The organism is Micromonospora humidisoli, from assembly GCF_016900955.1.
Classification (GTDB): Bacteria; Actinomycetota; Actinomycetes; order Mycobacteriales; family Micromonosporaceae; genus Micromonospora; species Micromonospora wenchangensis.
Genome location: NZ_JAFEUO010000010.1, coordinates 15068 through 41295 on the forward strand (window position 1 = coordinate 15068; position 26228 = coordinate 41295).

Annotated in this window: 18 protein-coding genes; 13 read left to right on the plus strand and 5 right to left on the minus strand. The window is 71.6% G+C overall.

What is annotated here, in order from left to right:
* Positions 1-106: 106 nt before the first annotated feature.
* The 3 genes from JQN84_RS28485 to JQN84_RS28495 all read left to right on the plus strand — a co-directional run bounded on the left by JQN84_RS28485 (position 107) and on the right by JQN84_RS28495 (position 6464).
* Positions 107-4657 carry a DUF6531 domain-containing protein gene (locus JQN84_RS28485; RefSeq protein ID WP_204961656.1) on the plus strand — a complete coding sequence of 1517 codons (4551 nt, stop codon included), beginning with the start codon at positions 107-109 and terminating at the stop codon, positions 4655-4657.
* Positions 4658-4680: 23 nt separating this feature from the next.
* Positions 4681-5304: a hypothetical protein gene (locus tag JQN84_RS28490; protein WP_204961657.1), complete on the plus strand. Its 624-nt coding sequence runs from the start codon at positions 4681-4683 to the stop codon at positions 5302-5304.
* A 227-nt stretch (positions 5305-5531) separates the two neighbouring features.
* Positions 5532-6464: an LCP family protein gene (locus JQN84_RS28495; RefSeq protein ID WP_307821466.1), complete on the plus strand. Its 933-nt coding sequence runs from the start codon at positions 5532-5534 to the stop codon at positions 6462-6464.
* Positions 6465-6488: 24 nt separating this feature from the next.
* Here JQN84_RS28495 and JQN84_RS28500 read toward each other — a convergent pair whose 3' ends face one another.
* Together JQN84_RS28500 and JQN84_RS28505 are read right to left on the minus strand one after the other, a co-directional pair.
* A complete protein-coding gene (locus JQN84_RS28500) occupies positions 6489-7742 on the minus strand; it encodes a DUF1501 domain-containing protein (RefSeq protein WP_204961659.1) in 1254 nt (417 codons plus the stop codon).
* A gap of 2 nt (positions 7743-7744) precedes the next feature.
* A complete protein-coding gene (locus JQN84_RS28505) occupies positions 7745-9013 on the minus strand; it encodes a DUF1800 domain-containing protein (protein ID WP_204961660.1) in 1269 nt (422 codons plus the stop codon).
* 365 nt (positions 9014-9378) lie between these two features.
* On the opposite strand from JQN84_RS28505, the gene JQN84_RS28510 reads away from it, so the two are divergent.
* Genes JQN84_RS28510 through JQN84_RS28535 form a run of 6 tightly spaced genes read left to right on the plus strand, consistent with a single transcriptional unit; the run spans position 9379 to position 16788 of the window.
* Positions 9379-10443, plus strand: a complete 1065-nt coding sequence (locus JQN84_RS28510; RefSeq protein ID WP_239486376.1) for a glycosyltransferase — start codon at positions 9379-9381, stop codon at positions 10441-10443.
* Entirely contained in the window at positions 10430-11602 is a 1173-nt protein-coding gene (locus JQN84_RS28515; protein WP_204961662.1) for a glycosyltransferase, read from the plus strand. The genes JQN84_RS28510 and JQN84_RS28515 overlap by 14 nt, the downstream gene beginning before the upstream one ends.
* Positions 11599-12834: a glycosyltransferase gene (locus JQN84_RS28520; RefSeq protein WP_204961663.1), complete on the plus strand. Its 1236-nt coding sequence runs from the start codon at positions 11599-11601 to the stop codon at positions 12832-12834. Before JQN84_RS28515 ends, JQN84_RS28520 begins: the two co-directional genes overlap by 4 nt.
* Complete coding sequence (locus JQN84_RS28525) at positions 12831-14027, plus strand: glycosyltransferase (protein ID WP_204961664.1); 1197 nt, start codon at positions 12831-12833, stop codon at positions 14025-14027. Before JQN84_RS28520 ends, JQN84_RS28525 begins: the two co-directional genes overlap by 4 nt.
* Positions 14024-15448, plus strand: a complete 1425-nt coding sequence (locus JQN84_RS28530; RefSeq protein WP_204961665.1) for a lipopolysaccharide biosynthesis protein — start codon at positions 14024-14026, stop codon at positions 15446-15448. Before JQN84_RS28525 ends, JQN84_RS28530 begins: the two co-directional genes overlap by 4 nt.
* A gap of 2 nt (positions 15449-15450) precedes the next feature.
* Entirely contained in the window at positions 15451-16788 is a 1338-nt protein-coding gene (locus JQN84_RS28535) for an O-antigen ligase family protein (RefSeq protein WP_372446023.1), read from the plus strand.
* On the opposite strand, the gene JQN84_RS28540 is transcribed toward JQN84_RS28535, so the two are convergent.
* Positions 16744-17943 carry a hypothetical protein gene (locus JQN84_RS28540; RefSeq protein ID WP_204961667.1) on the minus strand — a complete coding sequence of 400 codons (1200 nt, stop codon included), beginning with the start codon at positions 17941-17943 and terminating at the stop codon, positions 16744-16746. The genes JQN84_RS28535 and JQN84_RS28540 overlap by 45 nt on opposite strands.
* A gap of 260 nt (positions 17944-18203) precedes the next feature.
* A complete protein-coding gene (locus tag JQN84_RS28545; RefSeq protein WP_204961668.1) occupies positions 18204-18851 on the minus strand; it encodes a TetR/AcrR family transcriptional regulator in 648 nt (215 codons plus the stop codon).
* Between the two features lie 130 nt (positions 18852-18981).
* Between JQN84_RS28545 and JQN84_RS28550 the strand changes: the two genes are divergently transcribed.
* The 3 genes from JQN84_RS28550 (at position 18982) to JQN84_RS28560 (ending at position 23048) form a co-directional block, all read left to right on the plus strand.
* A complete protein-coding gene (locus JQN84_RS28550; protein ID WP_204961669.1) occupies positions 18982-20613 on the plus strand; it encodes a DHA2 family efflux MFS transporter permease subunit in 1632 nt (543 codons plus the stop codon).
* A gap of 207 nt (positions 20614-20820) precedes the next feature.
* Positions 20821-21582, plus strand: a complete 762-nt coding sequence (locus JQN84_RS28555; RefSeq protein ID WP_204961670.1) for a response regulator transcription factor — start codon at positions 20821-20823, stop codon at positions 21580-21582.
* An 11-nt stretch (positions 21583-21593) separates the two neighbouring features.
* Positions 21594-23048 carry a sensor histidine kinase gene (locus JQN84_RS28560; protein ID WP_204961671.1) on the plus strand — a complete coding sequence of 485 codons (1455 nt, stop codon included), beginning with the start codon at positions 21594-21596 and terminating at the stop codon, positions 23046-23048.
* On the opposite strand, the gene JQN84_RS28565 is transcribed toward JQN84_RS28560, so the two are convergent.
* Entirely contained in the window at positions 23021-23749 is a 729-nt protein-coding gene (locus tag JQN84_RS28565; RefSeq protein WP_204961672.1) for a response regulator transcription factor, read from the minus strand. The genes JQN84_RS28560 and JQN84_RS28565 overlap by 28 nt on opposite strands.
* Between JQN84_RS28565 and JQN84_RS28570 the strand changes: the two genes are divergently transcribed.
* On the plus strand, positions 23717-26188 hold the full coding sequence (locus tag JQN84_RS28570) for an MMPL family transporter (protein WP_204961673.1): 2472 nt from the start codon (positions 23717-23719) through the stop codon (positions 26186-26188). The two genes, JQN84_RS28565 and JQN84_RS28570, sit on opposite strands and share 33 nt — an antisense overlap.
* The last annotated feature ends 40 nt before the right edge of the window (positions 26189-26228 follow it).

The window sequence follows — 26228 nt, forward strand, 5'->3', positions numbered from 1 at the left end:
ATCACCTCAGCATGCCGGCGCTCCACCGGCGGCGTAGGGCCGTACCCGGTGAGCACCGACCGGCGTAGCTGACATCCAGGCGTGGACACGGGAAGGTCCAGGCGAGATGGCGGAATTTCCGGCGCATCTGTTCAGGATGGAAGGCGACCCGTCGGCGATCCGGTCGTCGGCGGCCAGATGGCACAGCTTCGGGTCGGCGGCGGCGCAGGCCGCCAGCGAGATCACCGGACTGGACACCAGTCAGTTCGTCGGGCCGGAGGGCGACCTGTTCCGGCAAGGGCTCAACGCCCGGATGCCGGCGCACCTGCGGATCACCGGCGACGCGTTCGGCAGGGTTTCCGGCGGCCTGACCGCCTTCGCTGACAAGCTGGCCTCGTTGCAGGACCGGATGCGTCCCCTGGCGCAGCGCGCGCCAGCCCTGTGGGCGGCGCTACAGAGTGCCCAGGGTCGCACCGAACGCGCGGCGGAGGCCGACCGGCAGCACCAACGGGAGCTGGACGACCGGCCGCCGGAGGAGAAGGCCACCGCCAAACCCGACCCGTACCGCTCGGACAGCGGGCCGGCCGGGGCGGCGCTCTCGCAGGCCCAGCGGGACTGGGACGAGTGCGTCGGCCAGGCCGGCGCGTTGCGCACCGAGCTGTCCACCGCCGTGCGGGACTGCGTCCGGGTGGTCAACGAGGCCAAGGGCCTGCGGTTCAAGGAGAACCCGAAGTGGTGGAACCTGAAAGGTCAGGCCCAGAACTTCATCCGGGACAACCAGGAACTGCTGCGGCAACTCTCCGGCGCGCTGAAGATCGTCTCGCTGGTCGCCGGACTGCTCTCGTTCATCCCGGTGCTCGCCCCGATCATGGGTCCGATCGCCCTCGTGGCCGGCGCGGCTGCCCTGATCATCGACGCCTCGCTCTACGCGGCCACCGGCAAGGGCAGTCTCACCGACCTGCTGATCGACGCGGCGCTCACCGTCCTGCCCGTCGGCAGGATCCTGAAACTCGGCAAACCGGTCCTGGCCCTGGCCAAACGAGGGTTGCCGGCGCTCGGCAGGGGCCTGGGCCGGGCCCGCTCGGCGCTCGGGGGCCTGCCCCGCCCGAGCATTCCCATGAGGGGGCGCAACTGCGCGGGTGATCCGATCGACGTGGCCAGCGGCGAGGTGGTCCTCACCCAGACCGACGTGGAACTGCCCGGCCTGCTTCCGGTCGTGCTGGACCGCAGTCACCTGTCGTCCTACCGGCTCGGCAGGTGGTTCGGGCCGGCCTGGGCGTCCACCCTGGACCAGCGGATCGAGCTCGACGAGGACGGGGTCTGCTTCGTCACCGAGGACGGCATGGTCCTCACCTATCCGCCGCCCGCGGCCGACGACGGCGCGACCGCGACCATGCCCGAGACCGGGCCGCGCTGGCCGCTCACCCCGACCACCGGCGGCTACCGCGTCGACCAGCCCGACACCGGCCGGAGCCTGCACTTCCAGGCCGTTGCCGACCAGCCCGAACCGGAGGGGGAGGGACCGCCCGTCCAGGTGTTGCCGCTGTGTGCCGTTACCGACCGTAACGGCCATCGGCTCGACCTCGACTGGCGGGCCGGCGAGATCACGGAGCTCCGGCACAGCGGCGGCTACCGCGTCGCGGTGGACACCCTGCATGGCCGGGTGGCGGCGCTGACCCTGCTCGGCGCGGATGCCACCGAGGACGCTCTGACGCTCGTCCGGTTCGGCTACGACGAGGAGGGCCACCTCGCCGAGGTGACCAACTCCTCGGGCCGTCCACTGCGGTTCACCTACGACGACGAGGGGCGGCTCACCCGCTGGCAGGACCGCAACGAGCAGGAGTACCGCTACACCTACGACGAGCAGGGGCGGTGCACGGCGGCCGACGGGTCGGGCGGATACCTGGCCGCCCGGTTGCACTACGACCCGACCGCCCGCAGGACCACGGTCGTCGACTCCCTCGGCCACAGCACGATCTATCACCTCAACGAACGCGGACAGATCCAACTGCTTACCGATCCGCTGGGTAACGCCACAGCTGCCACCTGGGACAGGCTCGACCGAAAGCTGACAGAAACCGACCCACTGGGGCGAACCACTCGTTACGCCTACGATGACGACGGGAACCTGGTCGAGGTCACCCGCCCGGACGGGGCGCGGGCGACCGCCACGTACGACGACCTGCGCCAGCCGGCGGTCGTCACCGACGTCGACGGCGCGACCTGGCGTCGCGGGTACGACGAGCGCGGCAACCTGACCATGGTCACCGACCCGACCGGCGCCACCACCCGCTACGCCTACGACGAGACGGGTCACCTGGCCGAGGTGACCGACGCGCTCGGCAACACGCTGCGGGTGTCCACCGATGCCGCCGGGCTGGTCAGCCAGCTCACCGAGCCCACCGGCGCGGTGACCAGCTACCGGCGTGACCGGGCCGGCCGGATCACCGAGCTGACCGACCCGGTCGGCGGCACCACCCACCTCGGCTGGACCGTCGAGGGACGGCTCGCCTGGCGGCGCACCCCCGACGGGGCGAGCGAGGAGTGGACCTACGACCCGGAAGGCAACCTGGTCACCCACACCGACCCGACCGGGGCGACCACCGAGTTCGAGATCGGCGCCTTCGACCTGCCGGTGGCACGTACCGGGCCGGACGGCGCCCGGCTGACCTTCGGCTACGACACCGAGCTGCGCCTCACCACGGTCACCAACCCGCAGGGGCTGACCTGGCACTACGACTACGACCCGGCCGGGCGGCTGCTCGCCGAGACCGACTTCAACGGCCGCGTCCAGACGTACACCCATGATGCCGCCGGCCAGCTGGTGGCCCGGACCAACGGTGCCGGGCAGACCATCGAGCTGGTCCGCGACCGCATCGGCAACGTCGTGGAGAGGCGCACCACCGAGGGCACCACCACCTTCGGGTACGACCCGACGGGCCGGTTGGTGCACGCCACCTCGCCCGAGGTCGACCTCCGGTTCGACCGGGACCCGCTGGGGCGGGTGCTCACCGAGATCCGGGACGGGCAGGCGGTCACCTCGTCCTACGACCCGCTCGGCCGGCGCACCCACCGACGTACCCCCTCCGGGGTGGAGAGCGCCTGGGAGTACGACGCCGGCCACCGGCCCACGGCGCTGCACACCGGCGGCGCGACGGTCGGCTTCGCCCACGACGCGGCCGGCCGGGAGACCCGTCGCACGGTCGGCAGCCTCGCCCTGACGCAGAGCTGGGACGCCAACCACCGGCTGCTCTCCCAGATCCTCACCGCGAGCCCTGCCGTCGGCGGCGTGCCCGATCTGGTCGCCCACCGCGCCTACCGGTACCGCGCCGACGACTACCTGGTCGGCGTCGTCGACCAGCTCACCGGCGAGCGTCGGCTGGAGCTCGACCGGGCCGGCCGGATCACCGCCGTGCGGGCCGCCGACTGGACCGAGCGGTACACCTACGACGACGCCGGCAACGTCGCCACCGCCACCTGGCCGGGGACCACGGCCGGCGGCGTCGCCGGGCCCGGCACAACGGATGGCGACGGCGGTGCACGGGGCGAACGGGAGTACACAGGCACCCTGATCCGTCGGGCGGGGGACGTGCGCTACGAGCACGACGCCGCCGGCCGGGTCATCCTGCGGCAGGTCAAGCAGCGTTCGACCAGGCCGTCGACCTGGCGCTACACCTGGGACAGCGAGGACCGGCTGGTCGCGGTGACCACCCCGGACGGCACCCGCTGGCGCTACCGGTACGACGCGCTCGGCCGCCGGGTCGCCAAGCAGCGCCTCGACGCCGACGGCGGGGTGGCCGAGCAGGTCGACTTCGCCTGGGACGGCCCGCGCCTGATCGAGCAGACCCACCGGGGCGCGACCGGCGACCGCACCAGCACCTGGGAGTACGCCCCCGGCTCGTTCACCCCGATCGGTCAGACCGACGCCGCAGGTGACCAGGGCGAGGTGGACCGCCGCTTCTACGCGATCGTGACCGACCTGGTGGGTACGCCGACCGAGTTGGTCAGCCCGGACGGCGAGGTCGCCTGGCAGCAGCGGACCACTATCTGGGGCCTCCCGACCCATGTCAGTGCCACGGGGGTCGACTGTCCACTGCGTTTTCCCGGCCAGTTCCACGACCCGGAAACGGGCCTGAGCTACAACTTTCAACGCCACTATGACCCCGCTACCGGGCGGTATGCCAGCAGCGATCCCCTCGGTCTGCTCGCCGCTGCCGATTCCTACGGCTATGTCAGCAACCCTACGGATCTCGTCGACCCGCTCGGCCTCGTTCCGTGCCCGCTGCGGCCGGGTGGGCACCAGGTGAACGACGTTGCGCCGCACCGCGTGCTCTCACCCGGCGTCAACCGAGCAGTCGGCAACAAAAACATTGCCGCGGACGGAATGGTGCAGAGTCACCACATCATCCAGAACGAGTGGGCGGTCAACAATAAGATCTCCGGCTATTCCCGCGGTGACGCCCCGGCGATCCTTCTCCGCTCGTCCAGTGGAGAGGCCCATGCTCTCATCAGTGCGGCTCAGCGGGCCCGCCGAACGGCGATGGGCTATTCCACCAGTATTCAGTCTGAGTTTCAGGCCTCTTATCGCCAACTCTTGAATGCCGGTGTCTCGCAGGATGTGGCTCAAAAGGCCATCAAAGATGCATATAAGTACTTCAATGACCTTGGTGCAATCTGAGTCGCCGCTTGAGGAGGTGTGGGTTGAATGACGATCGGGAGGAGATCGCCCGGCGAGTGGAGGCGCAGGCGCGGTTCCGGCCGCCGGAGGCTCTGCTGGACATCTGGACGGGCGTGCGACCGATGACCGCCGCCGAGGCGGCAGTCGATGTTTCCCTTTATGGTCCGGACGAGATCGCCGAGCGCAACCTCACATACGAGGTTGCGGAGTATGCGCCCGACATGATGCTGATCGGGGACGATGGGGGCGGCCGTGGCTTGTTCGTCGCCGGTGGCGACCCCGACCCTGAGGTCCTCCTCATCGGGTTGGGTGCGGTGGGATCCGACAGCGGTGCGCGCATCGGGCGGTTGTCGAGCCTGCTAGAGAACGACTTCCATGCACTGGGGCTGGCCGACGCAGAAGAGGAATCACCGGTACCGATCGATCCGATCGATATCTTGATCACTCATCGTCCCGGTGTCAAGGCGATGGTGGAGATCCGCAGGTTGCTTCACCTCTCGCTACCGGTAGGCGCGCTCGTCGGCGTGGATGCCCGGTTCCCGATGGTTGTGCTCACCAATGTTCGCTACGCGAGGTACGCGGAGGCCATCGATCAGCTCAACCTGAGCCATCGGTGCTTGGCTGTTCGTCCGCACATCCCCGCATAGGTTCCGCCTGCGCTCGCCGTGATTACGTTCGCGCAGAAGTAAAATCGAGAACCGTCGTTGATCTGTCTGATCCGAGTCGGTCAGTGATGCTCAGATCCGCTAGGGTCTTCAGTATGTCGTCGCAGGCTTTGGGTCCCGAATCGGCATCAGGCGGTGTACTTGTACGGCCGGGATCTCGGCGCAGGAGGATCGCCCTCTCCGTCATTCTGGCAGTTGCCCTGTTGGCGATGGTGGGCATCGGGGTCGGGGTCTATCTGAAGTCGGTGGAGTCCGACGTCGGGCGGGTGGACGCGTTCACCGAGGTGCCGACCGAGGCCCGACCGCCGAAGGCGCCCGAGGCGCGCGACGCCCGCAACCTGCTGATCCTCGGCAGTGACTCCCGCGACCCGGAGAACACCGGCGGCTCGCGCAGCGACACGATCATCCTGGCGCACATCCCCCAGGGCGGCACCAGCGCCCAACTCGTCTCGATCCCCCGGGACACCTGGGTGCACGTGCCCGCCTCGAAGAACGGCCAACACGGTAACCGGGACGCGAAGATCAACGCCGCGTTCGCCTGGGGCGGGGTCCCGCTGCTGGTGCAGACCGTCGAGGAGTTCACCAAGGTCCGCATCGACCACGTCGTCATGGTGGACTTCGCCGGCTTCAAGGAGATCGTCGACGCCCTCGACGGCGTGCAGATCGACGTCGAGCGGAGCTTCACCTCCACCCACTCGCTCAACCCCGACGGCCGCCGCGAGTTCGTCAAGGGCCCGCAGACCATGGACGGTGCCGCCGCCCTGGACTACGCCCGGGAGCGCTACGCCTTCCCCGACGGCGACTTCGCCCGGATCCGGCACCAGCAGCAGCTCATCCGGGCCGTGCTCGACAAGGCCGCCTCCGGTGGACTGCTGGCCAACCCAGGCCGGCTCGACGACTTCCTCCGGGCCACCGCCGACGCGGTCACCGTCGACAAGACACTGTCCCTCGTCGACCTGGCGACCGAGCTGCGGCACCTGCGCGGCGGCAACCTGACCTTCGCCACCAGCCCCAGCAGCGGCACCGGCATGATCGGCACCGAGAGTGTGGTGCTGGCCGACGAGGCGAAGGCCCGAACGCTCTACACCGCCATCCGCCGCGACGCCGTGCCCGACATCCTCGCCGCGAGCAAGCCCCGGTAGGAAAGCCGCCAGTACCGACAACCGTCAGCCGGTGCGGAACAGCGGGAGCGGCCGGCCCCGGTAGCCGAGCAGGAACTGCTCCGGGTCGGCGTCGAGCACCGAGTCGAGCACCGCCCCGAAGACGTCCCGGAAGTCCGTGGTCGCCTTGAGGTCACCCCGGTCCAGGTCGGTCAGGCTGGGCGGCTCGCCGTGGAAGCCGCCGGCCACCCGCGCCCCGGCCACCAGCACCGGCCCGGCCGTGCCGTGGTCGGTGCCGGCGGAGGCGTTGGCGCGTACCCGTCGGCCGAACTCGCTGTAGACGACCACCGCGACCCGCCGCCCGGCGTCGGTGCCGGCCATCCGGTCCACGAAGCCGGCCACCGCCGCGTCGAGCTGCCCGAGCAGCGCGGACTGCGCGTCCCGCTCGGCGGCGTGCGTGTCGAAGCCGCCGAGGCTCACCGAGTACACCCGGGTCGGCACCCCGGCCTCGACGCAGCGGGCGACCAGCGCGAGCTGCGCGCCGAGCGCGCCACCTCCGCCGGTGCCGGTGGCCGTGCCGGCCGGGTCCGCGTCGGCCGGGCCGGCGGCCGGCGTCCCCGCCTCGCGGACCAGCCGGCCCATCTCGACCAGATCGGCGTACGCGGCGGCGGCCCGCGCCTGCATCGCCGGCTCGTCGGCCTGCACCCGGCCCAGCGCGGCCACCATCGGCGGCTGCACCCAGTCGGGTAGCTCCAGCCCCTGGTAGCTGACGCAGGCGCCGACCCGTCGCCGCCCCACCAGCAGGGGTGGCAGCACCGGCTCGAAGCTGACCGCCGCCTCGACCGGGGCCCGGGTGTCGTCCAGCCACCGGCCCACCCAGCCGGTGTCGGCCGGCCCGCCCGGCGCGGCGGTCTGCCAGATGTCCATCGACCGGAAGTGGCTGCGGTCCGGCTTCGGGTAGCCGACCCCGTGCACGATGGCGAGCCGACCCGCCGCCCAGAGCCTCGCCAGGCCGCGTAGCGCGGGGTGCAGACCGTGCTCACCGTCCAACCTCAGCACCTGCTCCGGCGGGCAGGCCAGCTCGGGCCGGGCCGCCCGATAGACCGGATCGGCGTACGGGATGACGGTGTTCAGCCCGTCGTTGCCGCCGTAGAGGGTGACCAGGACGACGGTGTCCACCGGCCGCCGCGCCGACGGCTGTCCGGGGCGGGCGGTGTCGAGCAGGCGGGACAGGGTGAGCGCGCCGGCTCCGGTGGCGAGGGCACCGCCCCCGAGCACCCCGGAGGCGAGCAGGAACCGTCGACGGGTCAGCCGGTCCATCGTCAGGTCACCTGGTATTCCGGGCTGACCAGCCCGAGGGTGAGCATCAGTCGCGAGTTGCCGGCGGCCCGCAGCACCTGGTACGTCCGGTCGGTCCAGGTGTCCACGCAGAGCAGGTGGGCCACTTCCTCCGGGGTCAGCCGCTGCGGGCTGAGCTGGCTGGCGAGCTTACCGGCCAGCGACAGTTTCAACCGGGCGGCGGCGGAGGTCAGCCAGGCCGCCCCGGCGGGCCAGCCGCCCACGCTGGGCGGGGCGAACGGGCGCTGGCCGAGGCCGCCGAGCCCGTCGAGCAGCCCGACGATCGTCTCCGGTGGCAGGGCGGCCGGGCGCAGCCCGAGCTGTCGTAGTGCGCCGACCAGCCACTCGACAGGCTGTTTGACCATGGTGGCCCGGGTGGCCGGAAACGCCTCGTCGGCGAGCAGCACCCGCAGCATGGTCATCGGTTCGGGGAAGGCGGCGGCCATCGCCTCCCGGGTGTGGTCGGGCAGCGGTCGGGTGCTGGAGCCGTAGCGGTGCCAGAGCCGGGCGGCCACGAACCGGGGGCACGCCGGGTGCGCCAGCACCAGGTCGACCAGGCTGTCGGCGGTGAACCGCCCGGTCACGCCGAGGATGGTGTGCGGGCCGTCGTCGTGCCGGCGCGGGTCGAACACCGACCGTGGTACGCCGAGGTCGATCCGCCAGCCGGTCAGCGCCCGTCCGGCCTGCTGCACGTCCGACTCGGTGTACTGGCCGAGACCGAGGGTGAACAGCTCGAAGAACTCCCGGGCGAGGTTCTCGTTCGGGGCTTCCCGGCTGTTCGACTGGCCGTCCAACCAGTGGATCAGGGCCGGGTCGACAATCATCCGGCGGGCCAGTTCGCCGAATTCGCGGGATTCCCGCATTGCGCAATGTTGGGCCAACATTAATTGCGGGCTTTTGACCTTGACGATCGAGGTGGCCCAGTGGCCGTGCCAGAAGAAAACCAGTTTCTCCGTGGCCTGGTGGTCGGCGACTGTCATCCGATCCAGCCACCATCGGGTGAGGGTCGTCGCCTGCGCGCGTCGCCGCCCGTCGGCCGCCGCCCGTTGCGCGTCGGTGGGGCCGGGCCTGCCGGCGTACGGGTCGGGGCCGAGCGAGGGCAGAGGTGACCGGGTGGCACCGAGGTCGGGGCTGACGGGGCTGGTCAGCGCCGCCAGGGTGGCGGTGAAGCCGGCCCGCCGGGCGGCGGCCAGCTCGTCGGCGGTCGGCCCGAACCCTGCCCGGCGCAGCAGCAGCGCCACGTCGTCGGTCATGGTGACACCACGGATGAGAATTCCAACAGGGAGAGACGTCTCATGATCATCGCGATCTTCCGCCGATGGTCGGCGAGCAGATCCGTGTCGCGACCTTACCATTCCGTCGACACGGTTCGAAATCGAGTTGAGTAGATCGGTATCTGTGCTCCTGAGTGCTGTCCGGTTGCCGATCTCAGAGCTCCGACGGATGCGTGACGCTGAATATATTCGCTATCATCGGCCTCTGCGCGCTTCGCCGACCGTCCACACTTATGCGGGGGTACGAGGTGATGGATCAGCGTGTTCCGCCCGACCGACACCGCCCGCCCCCGGGGCGGACACCTGTGGCACTCGCGGGGCCCGACAGGTCGGCGGGTTGCTCGATGGCGCTGGTGCACGAGTGGTTCACCGCCACCGGCGGAGCGGAACAGGTCTTCCGGCACCTCACCGAGGTCTTCCCGACCGCCGAGCGTTTCGCGCTCTGGAGCGACGACGACTCCGACCCGCCGCAGCTGCGGGCGTCGTGGCTGGCCCGGACCCCGCTGCGGGGCAACAAGGCCGCCGCCCTGCCGTTCATGCCGCTGGTCTGGCGGACCCTCACCCGCGAGCGGTTCGACGTGGTGATCTCCTCCAGCCACGCCTTCGCGCACACCGTCCGGCTCGGGCGACCCGACCGCACCCGGCATCTCAGCTACGTGCACGCCCCGGCCCGCTACCTGTGGAACCCTGCCGTCGACGACCGGGCGACCGGCCCGCTGCTGGCTGTTCCCCGCCGGGTGATGCGGGCCCTCGACGTCGGGCTCAGCCAGCACGTGCGCAGCTACGCGGCCAATTCCATCGAGGTACGGGACCGGATCCGGCGGCACTGGCGACGCGACGCCCGGGTGATCAACCCCCCGGTGGACGTGGACTTCTTCGCCGCCGCCCCGGCCGCCGACCGAGCCCAGCCGCGCGACTACCTGCTCGGCGTCGGGCGCTGGGTCCGGTACAAGAACTTCGACCTGGTCATCGCGATCGCCGAGGCGGCCGGCATGCCGCTGGTCATCGTAGGGTCGGGGCCGGAGGAAGCCCGCCTGCGGCGTCTGGCGCACCAGGCGGGCGTGCCGGTCACCTTCGAGGTCCGGCCGGACCGGATCCGGCTGCGGCAGCTCTACTGGGGTGCCCGCGCCCTGCTCTTCCCGGTCCACGAGGACTTCGGCATCGTCCCGGTCGAGGCGCAGGCATGCCGTACGCCGGTGCTGGGGTGGCGACGCGGCGGCCTGTTGGAGACGGTCGTCGACGGGGAGACCGGGGTCCTGGTCGACTCCGCCGATCCCCGCGACCACGCGGCAGCGCTCGGTCGGCTCGACGAGCTCGACCCGACGTCGATGCCCCGGCAGGCGGCCCGGTTCTCCGCGCAGACCTTCGCCCGCCGGGTGACCGAGTGGGTCGCGTATGAGTGCGAGTGACCCGATGCGGGTGCTGCACGTCACCCACACGGCCCAACCCGGCGGCGCCGAGCTGGCCCTGGCCCGGCTGCTCACCCAGCCGCATCCCTGGCGGGCGACCCTGCACGGCCCGTCTCACGGCACTGCCTTCGACCAACTCTCCGACCAGGAGGTGCCGCAGGCCCGGGACCTGCCGGCGCTGCCCACCGGGGGCACCCGCAGCCGGGCCCCGCTGCTGGCGGCCCGCTACCTCGCGGGCCTGCGGGACGCAGCCCAGGTGCTGCGGCGCAGCCCACTGTTTCGGGAGGCCGACCTGGTGCACGCGAACACGGCCCCCGCCGCGATCATCTGCGCGCTCGCCGACCGGACCCGACGACGCCCCCTCGTGGCGCACCTGCGCGGCCCGTTGACCGTCGAGAGCCTGGGGCCGATCGGCCTGCCCGCGTTCCGCGCGCTTGCCGTCCGCCGCGCCGACGGGCTCATCGCCAACTCCCGGTTCACCCTCGCCAGCGTTCCCCGCAGCACCCGGTTCCCGGCCCACCGAACGGTGATCCAGAGCCCCAGCGGGATCACCGACCGGATCCGGCAGCCCCGGATCCGTGCGGAGGTACGGGCCGTCGGCATGGTCGGTCGCCTCCAGCACTGGAAGGGCCAGCACGTCTTCCTCCGCGCATTCGCCGCAGCCCTGCGCGGAACCGGGGTTCGGGCGTACCTGTGCGGGGCGCCGCTCTTCGGCGAGGCGGCCTACGAGACGTGGCTGCGGGAACTCGCCGGCGAACTCGGCATCGGCGAGCAGGTGACGTTTCTCGGCCACGTCGATGACCTCACCGGCTTCCTCGACTCGATCGACATTCTGGTGCACGCCTCGCTCGGGCCCGAGCCGCTGGGACAGACCGTGTTGCAGGGGTTGGCGCGGGCGCTGCCGGTGGTGGCCTCGGAGGGCGGCGGGCCGGGGGAGTGGATCCGCTCGGGAAGCAACGGGATCCTGGTCCGCCCCGGGGACCCCGACGCGCTGGCCGCGGTGCTGCGTACCCTGGTCGGCTCGCCGCGGCTGCGGCACGACCTGGCGACCGCCGCCGCCGGCACCCCGGGTCTGCTCTCCGACGCCGAATGCGTCGACCGGCACGCCGAGTTCTTCGCCACCGTCCACCGGGCGGCCGTGACGGGACCCGCCAGGTGAACCGATCCGTTCCGCGGATCGGGTACGTCCTGGCCCGCCCACCCGGGCTCACCGAGACCTTCGTCCCCGCCGAGATCCGGGCGGTGCGGGCGGCTGGGGCGACCGTCGAGGTATTCGTCGTCGCCCCGGACGCCAACCGGCACGTCGAGCTGCGCCGTGCCGCCGTCCGGCTGCTCCGCCGACCTGCTGACCTCCCGGCCGACCTGCGCCTGCTCGGTCTGCCGTCACGCCACGACGAGTGGTCGTCGTTGGCCCGTGGTGCGCTGGCCAGTGCCGCCGCCACCGCGCTCGCCGCCGAGGTCGACCGCTTCGATCCGGACGTCCTGCACGCCCACTTCGTCAACCTGCCCACTGCGGTCGCAGTCCTGCTCGGGCATCGGCTCGGACGGCCGGTGACGGCAACCGCGCACGCCGCCGACTTCCTGCTCGACCCGAACCCCGTAGCTCTGCGTCGGCGGCTGAGCCGACTACGGCACCTCTTCGTCGTCTCCGCCGCGACGGCCGACCAACTGACGGACCGGGGAGTGCCGATGTCGGCGATTCCGCACCGGATCGTCCGGGCCGCCGTCGACGGCCGACTCCTCGACGCCGCACCGGTCGATGCCCCACCAGAGGCCGTGCCGGGCACCCCGACGAGGCTCGTCACCGTCGCCCGGCTGGTTCCCAAGAAGGGAGTGGAGACCGCCATCGACGCAGTGGCCAGGCTCACCGATGACGGACACTCCGTCCGGTACGACATCTACGGCGAGGGGCCGCTACGCGACGACCTGAATCGCCGGGTCACCTCGGCGGGCCTGACCGAGGCGGTGACGCTGCACGGCGCGGTGCCACATCAGGTGGCGACGACCGCGCTGGCCGGCGCGGATGTCGCCGTCCTGCCCTGCCGACCCGCCCCGGACGGCGACCTCGACGGCATTCCGGTGTTCCTGATGGAGGCGGCCAGCCAGGGCATCCCGGTGGTCACCACTGCCGTCTCCGGCATCCCGGAACTGGTCGGCCCGGGCAGCGGCTGGCTGGTTCCCCCGGACGACCCGGTAGCCCTCGCCGCCGCGATCGGGGCGGTGGTCGACGACCCCGGCACGGCCCGACGCCGGGCCGGGGTGCTGCTGACGCGGCTCCGGTCGGAGTTCGCCCCGGCGGTGCAGGCCGACCGGTTGCTGTCCGTCTGGCGGGACCTGGCCGGGACCGGACCGACTTCGCCGATCGCGACACCTGGAGGTGGCCACCGGTGAGCCTCACGGTCGTCTCGTCCTACTTTCCCGCTCCGCCCGACCGGGGTGACCCGGTACGGGTGTCGATGACGTTGCGAGCCCTGGCTCAGCTGCCGGGCTGCGCACTGCTGGTGGTCCATCGCCCGACCACCACCGCGGAGCACGTGGCGCAGCTGCGCCGGATGCTCGACCCGATGCCGGTCCACACCTTCCCGGCGACCCCGTTCCGCGGTGACCTCCTCGGGCCGGCGGGCCGCTACCCGGAGGCCCTCGCGCACGGGCTGCCGCCCTGGATCAGGAGCCGCTACAGCGCAGCGCTGCACGACGAGCTCCGGCGACGCGACGGGGCCGCGTTGGCCCTCGGTGAGGCGGCCGGAGCCTACTTCCGGGGGACCCGGCTGCGCTGGCACTGGGACAAGGCCAACGTGCTCGCCGCCAGCGTCCGGCAGGAGATCGAGACGGCAGGTGACCCGGTGCGCCGGCTGCGCGCCCGTTATCTGACGCTGGTCTCGACCCGGTTCGAGCGGCGGGCCCTGGCACGCTGCGCGACGGTGTCGGTGACCAGTGACGACGAGGCCGACCGGCTGCGCCGGTACCACGGCCGGGACGCCACCTTCGTGCTGCCCAGCTGCGTCCCCCTCCCGACGGGGCACCTGCCCCGACCCCGGGAACGGCAGCTGGTCTGGCTGGGCAGCTTCGCCTACGAGCCGAACCTGACCGGCCTGCGGCGCTTCCTGGCCGAGGGATGGCCGCCGCTGGCCCGCGCCGGCTTCACGCTCACCCTCCTCGGTTCGGGACTTGCCGGGTCGACACGGGCCGAACTGGGACAGCACCCGGGGGTACGGGTCCGGGGCTACGTCGAGGACCTGCGCCCGGCGCTCGCCGGTGTCCGGGCCGGCATCGTGCCACTGTGGAGCGGTGCCGGCGTGAAGCTGAAGACGCTCACCCTGCTGGCCCACGCGATTCCGGTCTTCACCACGAGGGTGGGTGCCGAGGGGCTGCCGGCGAGTCCCGCCGTCCGGATCGCCCCGGACCCGGCCGCGATGGCCGGACAGATCCTCGGCACCCCACCGGGCGCACTCGACGCGATGGCCGTCGAGGCCGCCCGCCTGGTCGGGCAGGGGTTCTCCGAGGCCCGGTTCGCCGAGCGCCTGCTCACCGCACTCACCGCGCACGGGTGTCTCACCGGTGGCGACACCGGGTCGGGGCAATGAGGGCCGCCGGACGGTTGGTCACCGCCACCGCCGCGAACCTGCTCGTCCCGGTCAGCGGGCTGATCGTCAGCCCCTTCCTCTCCCGTGAGCTCGGACCGGAGGGGCGGGGACTCTTCGCCGCACTCACCCTGCCGATCGTGGTCTGCGGCTGGCTGGGCACCTACGGGCTGCAGGACGCGCTCGCCTTCCACGTGCGCCAACGCCGGTTGTCCCGACGGGACGCCGCCCGGGTCAGCATGCTGGCCGCTGTTCCGCTCGGTCTGGTCGCCGTGCTGCTGCTGGGGGTGCTGGGCCTGTTCGTGTTCGACCGGACGGCCGGCGAGCGGCAGCAGTTCATGCTGCTGACACTGCTCGCGCCGGTGCATCTGTTGACGAACCTGGTCATCGGGGCGCTCACCGGCGCCTCGGACGTCGGCGGCGTCAACCTGATGAAGGCCGTGCCGGCCGTACTCCGAACGGTTCTCATGGTCATCGCCTGCGTGGCATTCGATCTGAGCCCCTTCTGGTCGGCGCTGCTCGCCCTGACCTCGACGGCCACCGGCGTCCTCTTCGGGCTGCCCCGCCTACGCCGTCGGGCAGGCCCGGCGAGCTGCGTCGAGACGGAGAACGGCACCGCGCCGGTGGTGCCGCCCGGACCAGCCCGTCGTGCCGGGGCGGTCGACCGGCCCGGGCCGATCCCCGTGCGGTCGCTGGTCCGGTACGCGCTCGTCTGCCTGCCGGGAGTGCTGGCGGCGACCTCCAGCGCCCGGCTCGACCAGGTCGTCGGCCTGCCGCTGCTCGGTGCACGCGAACTGGGCTTCTACGCGGTCGCGGTGAGCGTGGCGGAGCTGCCGACCGTGGTCGCGACCGCCGCCCGCACCATCCTGATGGGCGGGGCGGACGCCGAGGGCGTCACCTCGGTGCTCTGGGTGGCCCGGATGGCCCTACCTGCGGCGGCGTTCGGCTGCGCGGTCCTCGCCGCCGGCGCGGGGCTGCTGGTACCCCGGTTCTTCGGCGTCGCCTTCGCCCCGGCGGTGCTGCCCACCGTCATTCTCTGCGCAGCCACCGTCGTCTACACCTGCGTGCAGGTGTTCAGCGCCCTGCTGCTCGCCCACGGTGAGCCGGCCCGGTCCTCGGCCGCTCTGGTCGCCGGCTCGCTCACCGGTGTGCTGCTGCTCGTGGTGTTGGCCCCGTCGGGCGCGGTGGGTGCGGCCCTGGCGAGCCTGGTCGGGTACGTCGTCGCTGCCGGTGCCGCGGCCAGGTCGGTACGCAGGTTGGTGGTGGTGCCGTCACTGCGCGCGGTGACCGTGCCGTACGCCGCTGATCTCCGCCTGCTGTGTGCCCGGCTCGGGTGGACCCGGCGGGAGCCCCGGCACAGTCCGACCGAGGCGCAGGACACCGTCGGTTCGCGGGTACCCGACAGCGGCAGGAGCGAGTGGTGAGCATGTTGTCCCGCGATCGGATGGTCGCCGGCCTTCAGCGGGCGGGCTTCCTGGGTCGCGGGGATCCCGCCACCGTGGACCGGGTCGCCACCGGGGGCGTGGTCGTCCTGCTGGGCCTGGCCTGGGTCAGGGTCACCATTCCCTCACTTCTGGACCTGCTGTCCAACGGGCGACCGACCTTCAACGCCGCAGTGGATTCCATGCCCGCCACCGGCCGTCTCCTCGGCGACGCCGTCACCGCGGCCGTCATCGGGCTGTCCCTGCTCCTTGCCGGGTACGGGCTGCGGAGGCGACGCCAGCACCGCCCGGGTGAACTTGTCGTGGCCCTGGCGCCGCTGGGTGCCCTGCACCTTGCCGGGCTGGTCAACGGCGAACCCCCCGGGCCGGTGGCGTTGGCTCTGCCTGCTGCCATCCTCGCGATCTGGGCGCTCCAGCCGGGAACGCCGGCACTGGCCGCGATCGGGGTGCTCGGGGCGGTCAGCGCCGCCGGTGCGCTTCTGTTGGCGGCGCTACGGCCCGATCTGGCGCTGCTCACCGGAGCCGGAGTGGGGGCCAAGAGCTGGGCTGTCGGCGGACTGCTCACCGGAGCGTACCCGCACTCGAACGTGCTCGGAATCATGCTCGCGCTCTGTCTGCCGTTCGTGTTCCGTCTGCGGCACGGATGGTCGCGCCGGGTCGCTCTGGCCATGATCCTGGTCGCGCTGGTCTGGACCGGTTCCCGGACCAGTCAACTGGCGGCCCTCGTCGTCCTGCTGACCCGGGGACTGCTCCACTGGCAGGCAGTTGGTCGGCTGGGTGTGGGGTGGCGGCGGTCGGTGCTCGTCGGTGGTCCGGCGGCGGCCGGGCTCGTCCTGACCGTGCTCAGCCCGCTGCTCGTCACCGACCCGGCCATGTTCACCAAGCGGGGGCAGATCTGGCGTGCCCTGTTGAGCCGGTGGGCCGATCGACCACTGGTCGGCCACGGACCCGGCTACTTCGAGCGGCAGCCGCAGTTGGTCGAGGCGCTCGGTGGCCGGTACACCCACGGGCACAACGTGCTGGTCCACCTGCTGGCCGTCGGGGGCCTGCTCACCGTCGTCCTCGTCGCGGTCCTGCTCGGTTTCGTCTGGCGGCGCTCGGTCCTCCTGTTCGGACGGGGCGATCCGACGCCGGCGCTCTACCTGATCGCACTCGCCTGGATCTCCTGGCTGGAAGCGTCGCACCTGGCGGTCACCCTCGCCGGATACCTGACCTGGCTGCCGCTCTGCCTGATCAGGTGGACCAGCTGGCCGGCCGGCCAGCCGGCCACGACCGGGTCAGAAGAGCAGGACGTCCCGAAGGTAGTTGGCGACCCGGCGTAGCAGGTTCGCGTTGGTGACGGGTGCCGTCATCCGCAACACCACCTGCTGGTCGATGTCGCCGTCGCCACTGCGCCAGTAGGCGACCACCACCAGGCCGTACCGTCGCGCGCCATCGACGGTGAGACTGCTGGTCTCGGCGTACGCGCAGGTGGGCCCACAGTGCACCCACTGCAGCCCCCAGGCCTCCTCGGCGGTACGCATGGCGGTCTGCCGAGGTCCGTCGCACGGTGCCGGGCATTCGCGTACGACCAGCTCGCCACCGAGTTCTTCGCCGCTGTCCGACGGCCCGCCGCACCGGTGCCTGCTGAGCCCGTCGGCTCGCTCGACGAGCGTGCACCGCCACCGTGGCGGCAGCCTGACCGGGAAGCTCACGCCATCCAGCCCGGTCACGGTGTGGATCCGGTCGGCGGGGGTGAACCTCACCCACCCGGCCGGCCAGCGGCCGGCGACCGGCGGTTCGAGCCCGGGGCTCAGCGGCGCGGACGTGGGAGCCGGCGGCGGTAACGGCGAAGCGCTGGCCGCCGCCGGCGGGCGGGGTGGGTCCGTGCCTGGATCTACGAGCAGGACCAGGCCGCCGCCAGCCAGCAGCCCCACGATGAGGCCGATGGCAGGCAGCGCCCACCGGCCGGCCCGAGGCGGGGGCCGCAGCGGCAGCGGCTCAGCGGGAGGGTGAGGCGGGGAGTCCGACGGGGGTGACGGGTCGGTCGGCGGGAGGGTCCTGCCCAGTCGCGCCGGAGACGTCTGCTCGGCCGTCGTCAGTGGTCGGTCGGTCGGGCGCGGCGTCGGCGCGGCGTCCGGCTGCACGTGGCGCTCTGCCGTGGGGGGATCGTCCGCATGGGCCACAACTGGCGCGTAGGACATTCCGAGGGCGAGGAACGTGCGTTCCGCAGTGGGAAGAAGTTCCTGTGGATAGGCGACCCACGGTGTGGCGGCGGAGAAGTCTGCGCCGACGTAGGTCGGGCCGGCCGAGGCCGATTGCGCGATAGCGTTGGTGGTGGCCGCGAAGGCGTCCCGCCAGCGTGGCTCGCCCGCGACACCGGCGTCGAGCACGGCGACGACGAGAGAATGCTCGTTCTCGTCGACGGCCGACCATACGCCGCCGATCTGGCAGGCCCCGAGCTTCGCGATGAGCTGGAACGGAACGACCGGCTGCATACGCGACCTCCTTCGTTCCTCAGCGATGATATCCGGGCCGATCTATCGGGGCAGTCCCCGCAGCGGCACGCACCGATCCTGGCCGGCCAGGTCGAGGTGGTTTCACGGGTCGGGCCAGCCACGGGATCCCCTCGGCGGCCGACTCACTGGTGGCCGTGCCGGGCGTGGTCCCGGCATCGACGTCGGCCCGGCGTTGCCACTGGCACAACGTCGGCGACCCGCCAGCGCGTACGCGGCAGGGAAATCCGTGCAGCAGCGCGCTATCCGAAGGCCAGCAGGAACGTGTCCACGGCTGCCGCGGTGACGGCCTGCTGTTCCTGCACGGTCGCACTACGGTTGCCGTAGTGCGACCGGGTCTCCAGCGGCCCGGTGATCAGCGCGAGAAACTGCTCGGCGGCCAGGGCCGGATCGGAGATCCGCAACCGACCAGCCAGCGCGAGGCGGGCGAAGCGGTCGGCCAGCGCCTCGGTGAGCCGGTCCGGCCCGTACCCCGGGACGGCGTCGAGGAGTTCGGGAAAGCGGGCGGCTTCGGCGTAGAGCAGCCGCCGCAATGCTTGGGCCTGCTCGTTGCAGGCGAGCCGGGCCAGCTCGCTGCCCACCGCGAGCAGTGTTCCCCGGATGTCGTCGCCCGGATCGGCGAGTCGGCCGATGGTGGCGAGGTTCTGCGAGATGAGGGCGTCCGAGGCTGCCTCGACCGCGTGCCGGAAGAGGTTCACCTTGTCGGTGAGGTGGTTGTACACGGTGGGCTTGGCGACCCCGGCCTCGACGGCGATCTCGTTGACGCAGGCCTGTGCGTAGCCCTTACGCGCGAACACGGCGAACGCGGCGTCGAGGATCGCCTTCCGCTTGTCGATGCGCCCCCGGTGAACCCGTTTTCGCTGCTCCTCACGCTCCGCGACCTCCGCCATCTGGACATCCTAACCGACGTCCAGCAACTTGAACCGGTGAGTCCAGTGGATTGAACGGAGTTCTTGCGATCGGTCCGGCTGGACCGGTAATTTGAACCCGCAGGTTCATTAAGTCGAGCGGGAGAGCGCCGTGACCCAGGCAGACAACAGATTGGATCCAGCGCTGATCAGGCTGGTCAGCGTCGTGCTGCTGGGCGGCATCATGGGCATCCTCGACGGCACCATGGTTGCCGTCGCCGTGGACACCCTCACCACCACCTTCCAGGCCTCGGTCAGCGCCATCAGCTGGGCATCCACCGGATATCTGCTCGCCCTGACCGCCACCATCCCGATCACGACCTGGGCGGTGGACCGCTTCGGCGCGCGACGGCTCTGGCTCTTCGGCCTCCTGCTGTTCATGGCGGGATCGTTGGCCTCCGGCCTCGCCGGGAGCGTGGCGAGCCTGATCGTGTTCCGCGTCGTCCAGGGCGTGGGGGCCGGCATCCTCGATCCGCTCGTGCTCACCCTGCTGGCCCGTGCGGCGGGCCCACACCGCGCGGGGCGGGTGATGGGCCTCATGGGTGCGGTCCTGCCACTGGGGCCGGTGCTGGGCCCGGTGATCGGTGGCCTCGTCCTTGACACCACCAACTGGCGGTGGATGTTCCTGGTCAACATCCCGATCGGTCTGGTCGCGTTCGCCTTGGCGCTGCGTGTGGTGCCGGCCGACGCGCCGGAGACGCTCAACCCCCGCAGCCGCCTGGACGTGCTGGGTCTCGTTCTGGCCGGCCCGGGGGTGGCTGCCGTCGTGCTCGCCCTGTCCCAGGTCGCCACAGCGGGTACGTTGACCGCCTGGCGGGTGCTGGTTCCCCTGGTGGTCGGGGTGGCCGCGTTGGTCGCCTACGCCACGCACGCCCTGCGTCCCCGGACCGTGCCGCCCCTGATCGACCTGCGACTGTTCGCCAGCCGAAGCTTCTCCGCCAGTGTCACGGTGCAGGGCCTGGTCGGGGTCGCCACCTACTCGATCCTGTTCGCGCTGCCCCTCTACTACCAGCAGTTGCACGGTCAGGGCGACGGTGCCCTGGCCGCCGGTCTTCTCGTCGCACCACTGGGGCTGGGCTCCGTCCTGGCCATGCCGGTCGCCGGCCGGCTCAGCGACACGGTCGGGGCGCGGGGTCCAGCCCTTACCGGCGCTGTGGTTGCCGCGCTCGGCGCGTTGGCGCTCACCCAGGTCGACGCCGGGACCAACGGGGCGTGGTCGGCGCTGTGGGCGTTCGTCATCGGCGTAGGGCTCGGTGCCGTGGGCGCGCCGACCATGGGCGCGCTGTACCGGACGCTTCCCAGCCACCAGGTGCCGCAGGGCAGTTCGGTGCTGTACATGCTCAACCAGCTCGGCGCGTCGGTCGGCATCGCCGTGGTCGCGCTGATCGTCGATGTCGCAGGTGAGGCCGATCCGATGGGCGGATTCCGGCTCGTGTACTGGTGGATCGTGGCCTGCGTCCTGGTGATTCTGGCGGGTAGCAGCCTGCTGCCCGGCCGCCCGAACGACTCCCGCAACGACGTGGGACCGGCCGACACCGCGGATTCGGCGGCGACCCGGCAGGGCGGCAGCGTGCTGAGTCGGGAACGGTTGATGGCAGAGGTGTGGGGCGATCCCACCCCGCACGTCGCGAACAGCCGGAGCAGTCGCACCATCGACACGCACGTCAGCTCACTGCGAAGCACGATTGGCAGCGGTTGGATCCGGACGGTCCGCGGAGTCGGTTTCCAGGTCGGCCGCAGCTGACGTACGCCGGCGACGGTTACGCCTCCGCTCACGCCGACAGAGGCATCTGGACCGCACCGTTCACCCGCCCAAGTGGACCGCAAGCACCGCGGTTCCGGTGACGTCAATCGGCAGTGAGCGGAATCGGACGGCGCATTCAGCCAATCAGCAGGCGATGAGAAGCTTGTCGCAGGGGCATCGGCGGCGGCGGTGCGGCATGGTTGAGCGGTGACAACCGCGAACCGTTCCGGTCCGGGGCGATCGGGTGAGGTCGGCCCGCGCGCCGCCGGACTCGTCGCTCTGCGTCCGGCCCGGGTGCTGGTGGTCGAGGACGAAGCGGCGATCGCGGAGGTGCTGATCGCGATGCTGTCGTTCGCGGGCTTCACCGTACGGGCGGCGGCGAGCTGCGCCGAGGCGCGGGTGCTGGCGCGCGGGTTCAGGCCGGAGCTTGCGGTGCTGGACGTCATGCTGCCCGACGGTTCCGGTCTCGATCTCTGCCTGGAGCTTCGGGCCCGCGACGAACAGTTGTCGGTGCTGCTGCTGACCGCCCGCGACGGGATCGAGGACAAGGTGACCGGCCTGGCGTTGGGGGCCGACGACTATGTGACGAAGCCGTTCAGCACCGCTGAGGTGGTCGCCCGGCTGAACGTGCTGCTGCGCCGTACGGTGTCGGCGGCGGAACCCGCCACGTGCCTGCGGGTGGGGGATCTGGAGCTGGACGAGCAGACCCACCGGGTCGTCCGCGCCGGTCGGTCGATCACGCTGTCGCCTACCGAGTTCCGGCTGCTGGAGTACCTCATGCGGCACGTCGAACTGGTGCTGTCACGCCGTCAGATCCTGCGCGAGGTGTGGGGCTACGAGGGCGGCGACACCTCGGTGGTGGAGAAGTTCGTCAGCCAACTGCGCGGCAAGATCGACGCGGACGGCGTGCTGCCGCTGCTGCACACCGTCCGGGGATTCGGTTACGCGATGCGGGAGCCCCCGGCGTGAGGCTGCCGGCGGTGCCGCGTGTCACCAGCGCCTGGCAGGGGCTGCGGGGGCGTCTGCTGGCCGGGACCCTCGCGCTGCTCGCCGCCGGGCTGCTCGTCGCCGACGTCACCGCCTACGCCGCGTTGGAGACGTTCCTGCGTAACCGGCTCGACGCGACCCTGGAGTCGGTGGCGGACCGGATCGGTGACCAGGTCGGCAGGGACAGCGACGTTAAGATCAGCTGGGGCACGGTGCGGATGCTGACGCCCAGCACCCAGTACGTCGCCGTGGTGGGTGACGACGGGTCGATGCTGGTGGCGCACGAGGCGGTGTCCGCCAACGAGGATCTGACGCCGCCGGTCCTGCCGGACTCGATCAGGGCCACCTCCGGGCCGTTCACCGCCGCCAGCACGGGCGGCGGCCCCGGTTACCGACTGACCATCATCGACCTTTCCGGCGTGGCCGCGGGGATCACGCTGAGCATCGACGGCCTACGCGTGCGGCCGGCCGCCCTGATCGTCGGGATCTCCCTGGCCGACGTGGACGCCACGCTCAACCGCCTGCTGCTCGTCGAGGTCATCGCCTCCGCGGCGATCCTCGCGGCCGGGGTGCTGACCGCGAACCTGGTCCTCGGGATCGGTCTGCGCCCGTTGCGGGTCGTGGCCGACACCGCACGAGCGATAGCCGGCGGACAGCGTGGCCGCCGTATCCCGGTGCCGCATCCGCACAGCGAGATCGGTCGGGTGGCGGCCGAGCTCAACGCGGCCTTCGGCGCGCGGGAAGATGCCGAGGACCGGGTGCGCCGCTTCGTCGCCGACGCGTCACACGAACTCAGGACACCGTTGACCACCGTCGGCGGCTGGAGCGACCTCTACCTCAACGGCGGCGTCGCCGACGGGGAGCAGGTGGACCTCGCCATGGCGCGCATCAGTGCGGAGACCACCCGGATGCAGCGCCTGGTCGAGGAGTTGATCCTGCTGGCCCGGCTGGATGCCCGCCGGCCGCTGGAACGGATGCCTGTCGACGTCGGTGCCGCACTCGGCGGCTTGGTCACCGATCTCCGCATGATCGAGCCCGGCCGGACGATCTCACTTCGGGTGGAGCCGCCCCACGCGATCGTGCCGGGCGACGAGACGTCGCTCGTCCAGGTGATGCGTAACCTGCTGGGCAACGCCGTCCGGTACACACCGGCGGGCAGCCCGATCGACGTCGTCGTCGCCCACGCGGGCGACCGTCTCGTGATCCTCGTCCGGGATCACGGGCCGGGCCTCGACCCGCTGTCGATCGCCCGCGCCTTCGAACGTTTCTGGCGGGCCGACGGCGGTCGCGTGGCCAACGGTGGCAGCGGTCTGGGGCTCAGCATCGCGCGGGAGATCACCGAGCAACACGGCGGGACGCTGAGCCTGCACGACCGGCGGGACGACGGGGGAGGCCTGGAGGCACGCGTCACCCTGCCGGCTCACGGTGCGCCGTCACGCACCGTGTAGCCGAATCCGCGTACGGTGTGCAGCAGCCCTGGCCCGATCTTGCGGCGCAACTGGCTGACGACCTTCTCCACGGCCGTCACGTCGCCGAACTGATGCCCCCACACCTCGCTGAGCAGGTGCTGTTTGCTGACGACAAGTCCAGGGCGACCCATGAGGTAGGTGAGCACCCTGAACTCGGTCGGTGTCAGCTCCACGTCGTCTCCCTGGCGGCTCACCCGGTGACTCCGCACGGCCACCTCCAGGTCGCCGACCCGGAGCACCGGATCGACCGTCTGGTCGGGCCGCCTGGCGTCCAGACGACGCAGCAGCACGTTGAGCCGGGCGATCACCTCGGCGACACTGAACGGTTTGGTGATGTAGCCGTCCGCCAGACCGAGCCCGGTCAGCCGATCGCTGACGGCGTCGCGGGCCGTCACGAACAGCACGCCCAGCTCAGGCTGAACCTCCCGTAACGAGTCGCAGAGATCGAAGCCGGAGCCGTCGGGGAGCAGGACGTCCAGGAGGGCCACCCGGGGCCGGTATTCGGCGGCGACCTGTCGGGCCTCGGCACCCGAGCGCGCAGCCCGTACCTCGAACCCGGCGAACGTCAACGTCGCCGCCAGCACCTCGACGATGTGCGCCTCGTCGTCGACCACCAGGATCCGGGCCGGCGTGCCTGGCCGGCTGGGGTGCAGGAGGGAGGTGGGGCCGGTGGTACTCATCGGCCCATGATGCCGCAGCGGCCCTCAGACAACCGTCAGCCTCAGCGGCGGCTGCCGGTAAGCATCCGCTGGTTCGCTGAGCTACGTGACAACGACAACGGCCGTGCGGCCCCGCAACGACGAGTCCCGGGTGAGCGCAGCGAGATGACAACCTTCCTCTACCGGACGGGCCGGTTCTGTGCACGTCACGCCCGCGCGGTGACCGTCGGCTGGGTCGTCCTGGCCCTGGCGCTCATCCTCGCGGGCAGCCGTTTCGACGGCGGCAACGCCGACGCCATCGCGGTCGACGGCAGCGACAGCGCGGTCGCGCAGACCCTGCTGGACCGGGCGTTTCCCGGTAGGTCGGTCGACCCCAGCCCGGTCGTGGTCGAGGCGCCGAGCGGCAGACTGACCGACCGGACGTACCAGGATGCCCTGAAGGCCACCGCGGAGAGGATTCGCGCAGTCCCGGGCGTCGGCACGGTGAGTGGTCCGCCGGCCGCCGGCACCCCCGCCCTCAGCCCGGACGGCCGCATCGGCTACCTGACCGTGACACCACAGTCGCCATCCGCGGCGACCCTCGATCTCGCCGAGCAGGTACGGGAGGCGACCGCCCCGGCCACCGACGCCGGGCTGGACGTGTCCATCGGCGGGCAACTGGGCCAGCGACTGTCCAGGAGCCCGGTGCACACCAGTGAGCTCATCGGCATCGTGATGGCCGTCATCGTCATGCTGCTGGCCTTCGGATCGGCCGTCGCCATGGGGGTCCCCATCCTCACCGCCGTCCTGTCCGTCGGAAGCGGTCTGGCCCTGCTCAAACTGCTGGGCAACGCGGTCGACATCCCGACGGTGGCGGCCACCCTGGCCACCATGATCGGCCTCGGGGTCGGCATCGACTACGGACTGTTCCTGGTCGTGCGGTTCCGACGCCTGCTGGCCGGTGGCCTGTCGGCCGAAGAGGCCGCCGCCCGTACGACGGCGACATCCGGCGGGGCGGTCGTCTTCGCCGCCGGCACCGTCATCATCGCGGTGTGCGGGCTGGCCCTGTCCGGCGTCTCCTTCGTCGGCTGGCTGGGATACTCCGCCGCCATCGTCGTGGCCGTCAGCCTGGGATCGGCCGTCACCCTCACACCGGCGATGCTCGGCTGGCTCGGTCCCCGGATCAACCGGTTCTCCCTGCCGGGCAGCCGGCACACCACCACCGGTGCCGATCACGCAGGACTCGACACCACGCTCTGGGCCCGCCTGGCCGTACGCGTGGCGAAACGGCCCCTGCTGACCGCGCTGGCCGCCACCGCGGTGCTGCTCGCGCTCAGCGCCCCGGTGTTCGCCCTGCGGCTCGGCCAGATGGACTCCGGGAGACTGCCCACCTCCACCGAGTCGCGCCGCTCCCACGACGCCCTCGCCGAAGGCTTCGGGCCTGGCGCGAACGGCCCGCTGCGGGTCGTCGTCGAGATGGTCGATCCAGCCACCGCCCCGCCCGGCGCGAAGAACGTGGCCGGCCAGGACCCGCGGGCCCAGGACCCCCGTCTGGTCGCGCTGGTTGCCGCACTCGCCGACACCCCCGGCGTACGGGAGGTCAGCGCCCCGGTCGTCAGCGCCGACTCCGCCGTGGCGGTCTTCAACGTGACCGGACAGACGTCGCCCTCGGACGACAGCACGGTCGAGCTCGTGCACCGGCTTCGCGACACGACGCTGCCGCAGGCCCTGACCGGTGAGGACGCCGAAGGTCACGTGGGCGGGCTGACCGCCACCAAGGCCGATCTGGCCGAGCGCATCTCCCAGCGGCTGCCGCTGCTGATCGGCGCCGTGGTGGCGTTCGCCTGTGTGCTCGTGCTGCTCGCCTTCCGGTCGCTCTGGCTCGCCGCCAAGGCCGCCGCCATGAATCTGATCTCCATCGCCGCCGCCTACGGTGTCGTCGTCGCGGTCTTCCAGTGGGGCTGGGGGATCCATCTGCTCGGCCTGGACGGGCCGGTGCCGATCGAGTCCTACGTGCCGATGATGATGTTCGCCATCCTGTTCGGCCTGTCCATGGACTACGAGGTCTTCCTGCTCAGCTCGGTGCAGGAACACTGGCATGCCACCAGGGACAACCGTCGGGCGGTGAGCCTCGGACTCGCCGACACCGGCCGGATCATCAGCAGTGCGGCCCTCATCATGGTGGCTGTCTTCGCCAGCTTCCTGATCAACTCGAACCCCGTCGTCAAGATGTTCGGACTCGGACTCTCGGTCGCCGTGGCGGTCGATGCCACCATCGTGCGTTGCCTGCTCGTGCCGGCGGTGATGGTGCTGGTCGGCGACCGGCAGTGGCAGTTGCCCCCGCTCCTCGACCGGCTCCTGCCCAGCATCTCGATCGAGGCCGACCCGGCGGCCTTCGACAGGCCTCCGGCAGAGGCTGCCGCAGGAGAGCTCCTGCCGGCCGGTGACGACCGTACGGCCGTGTTCACCGGGGACCGGTAGCGCGCCGGTTCGACGACTTCGCCCCAGGTCCCTGCCCTGT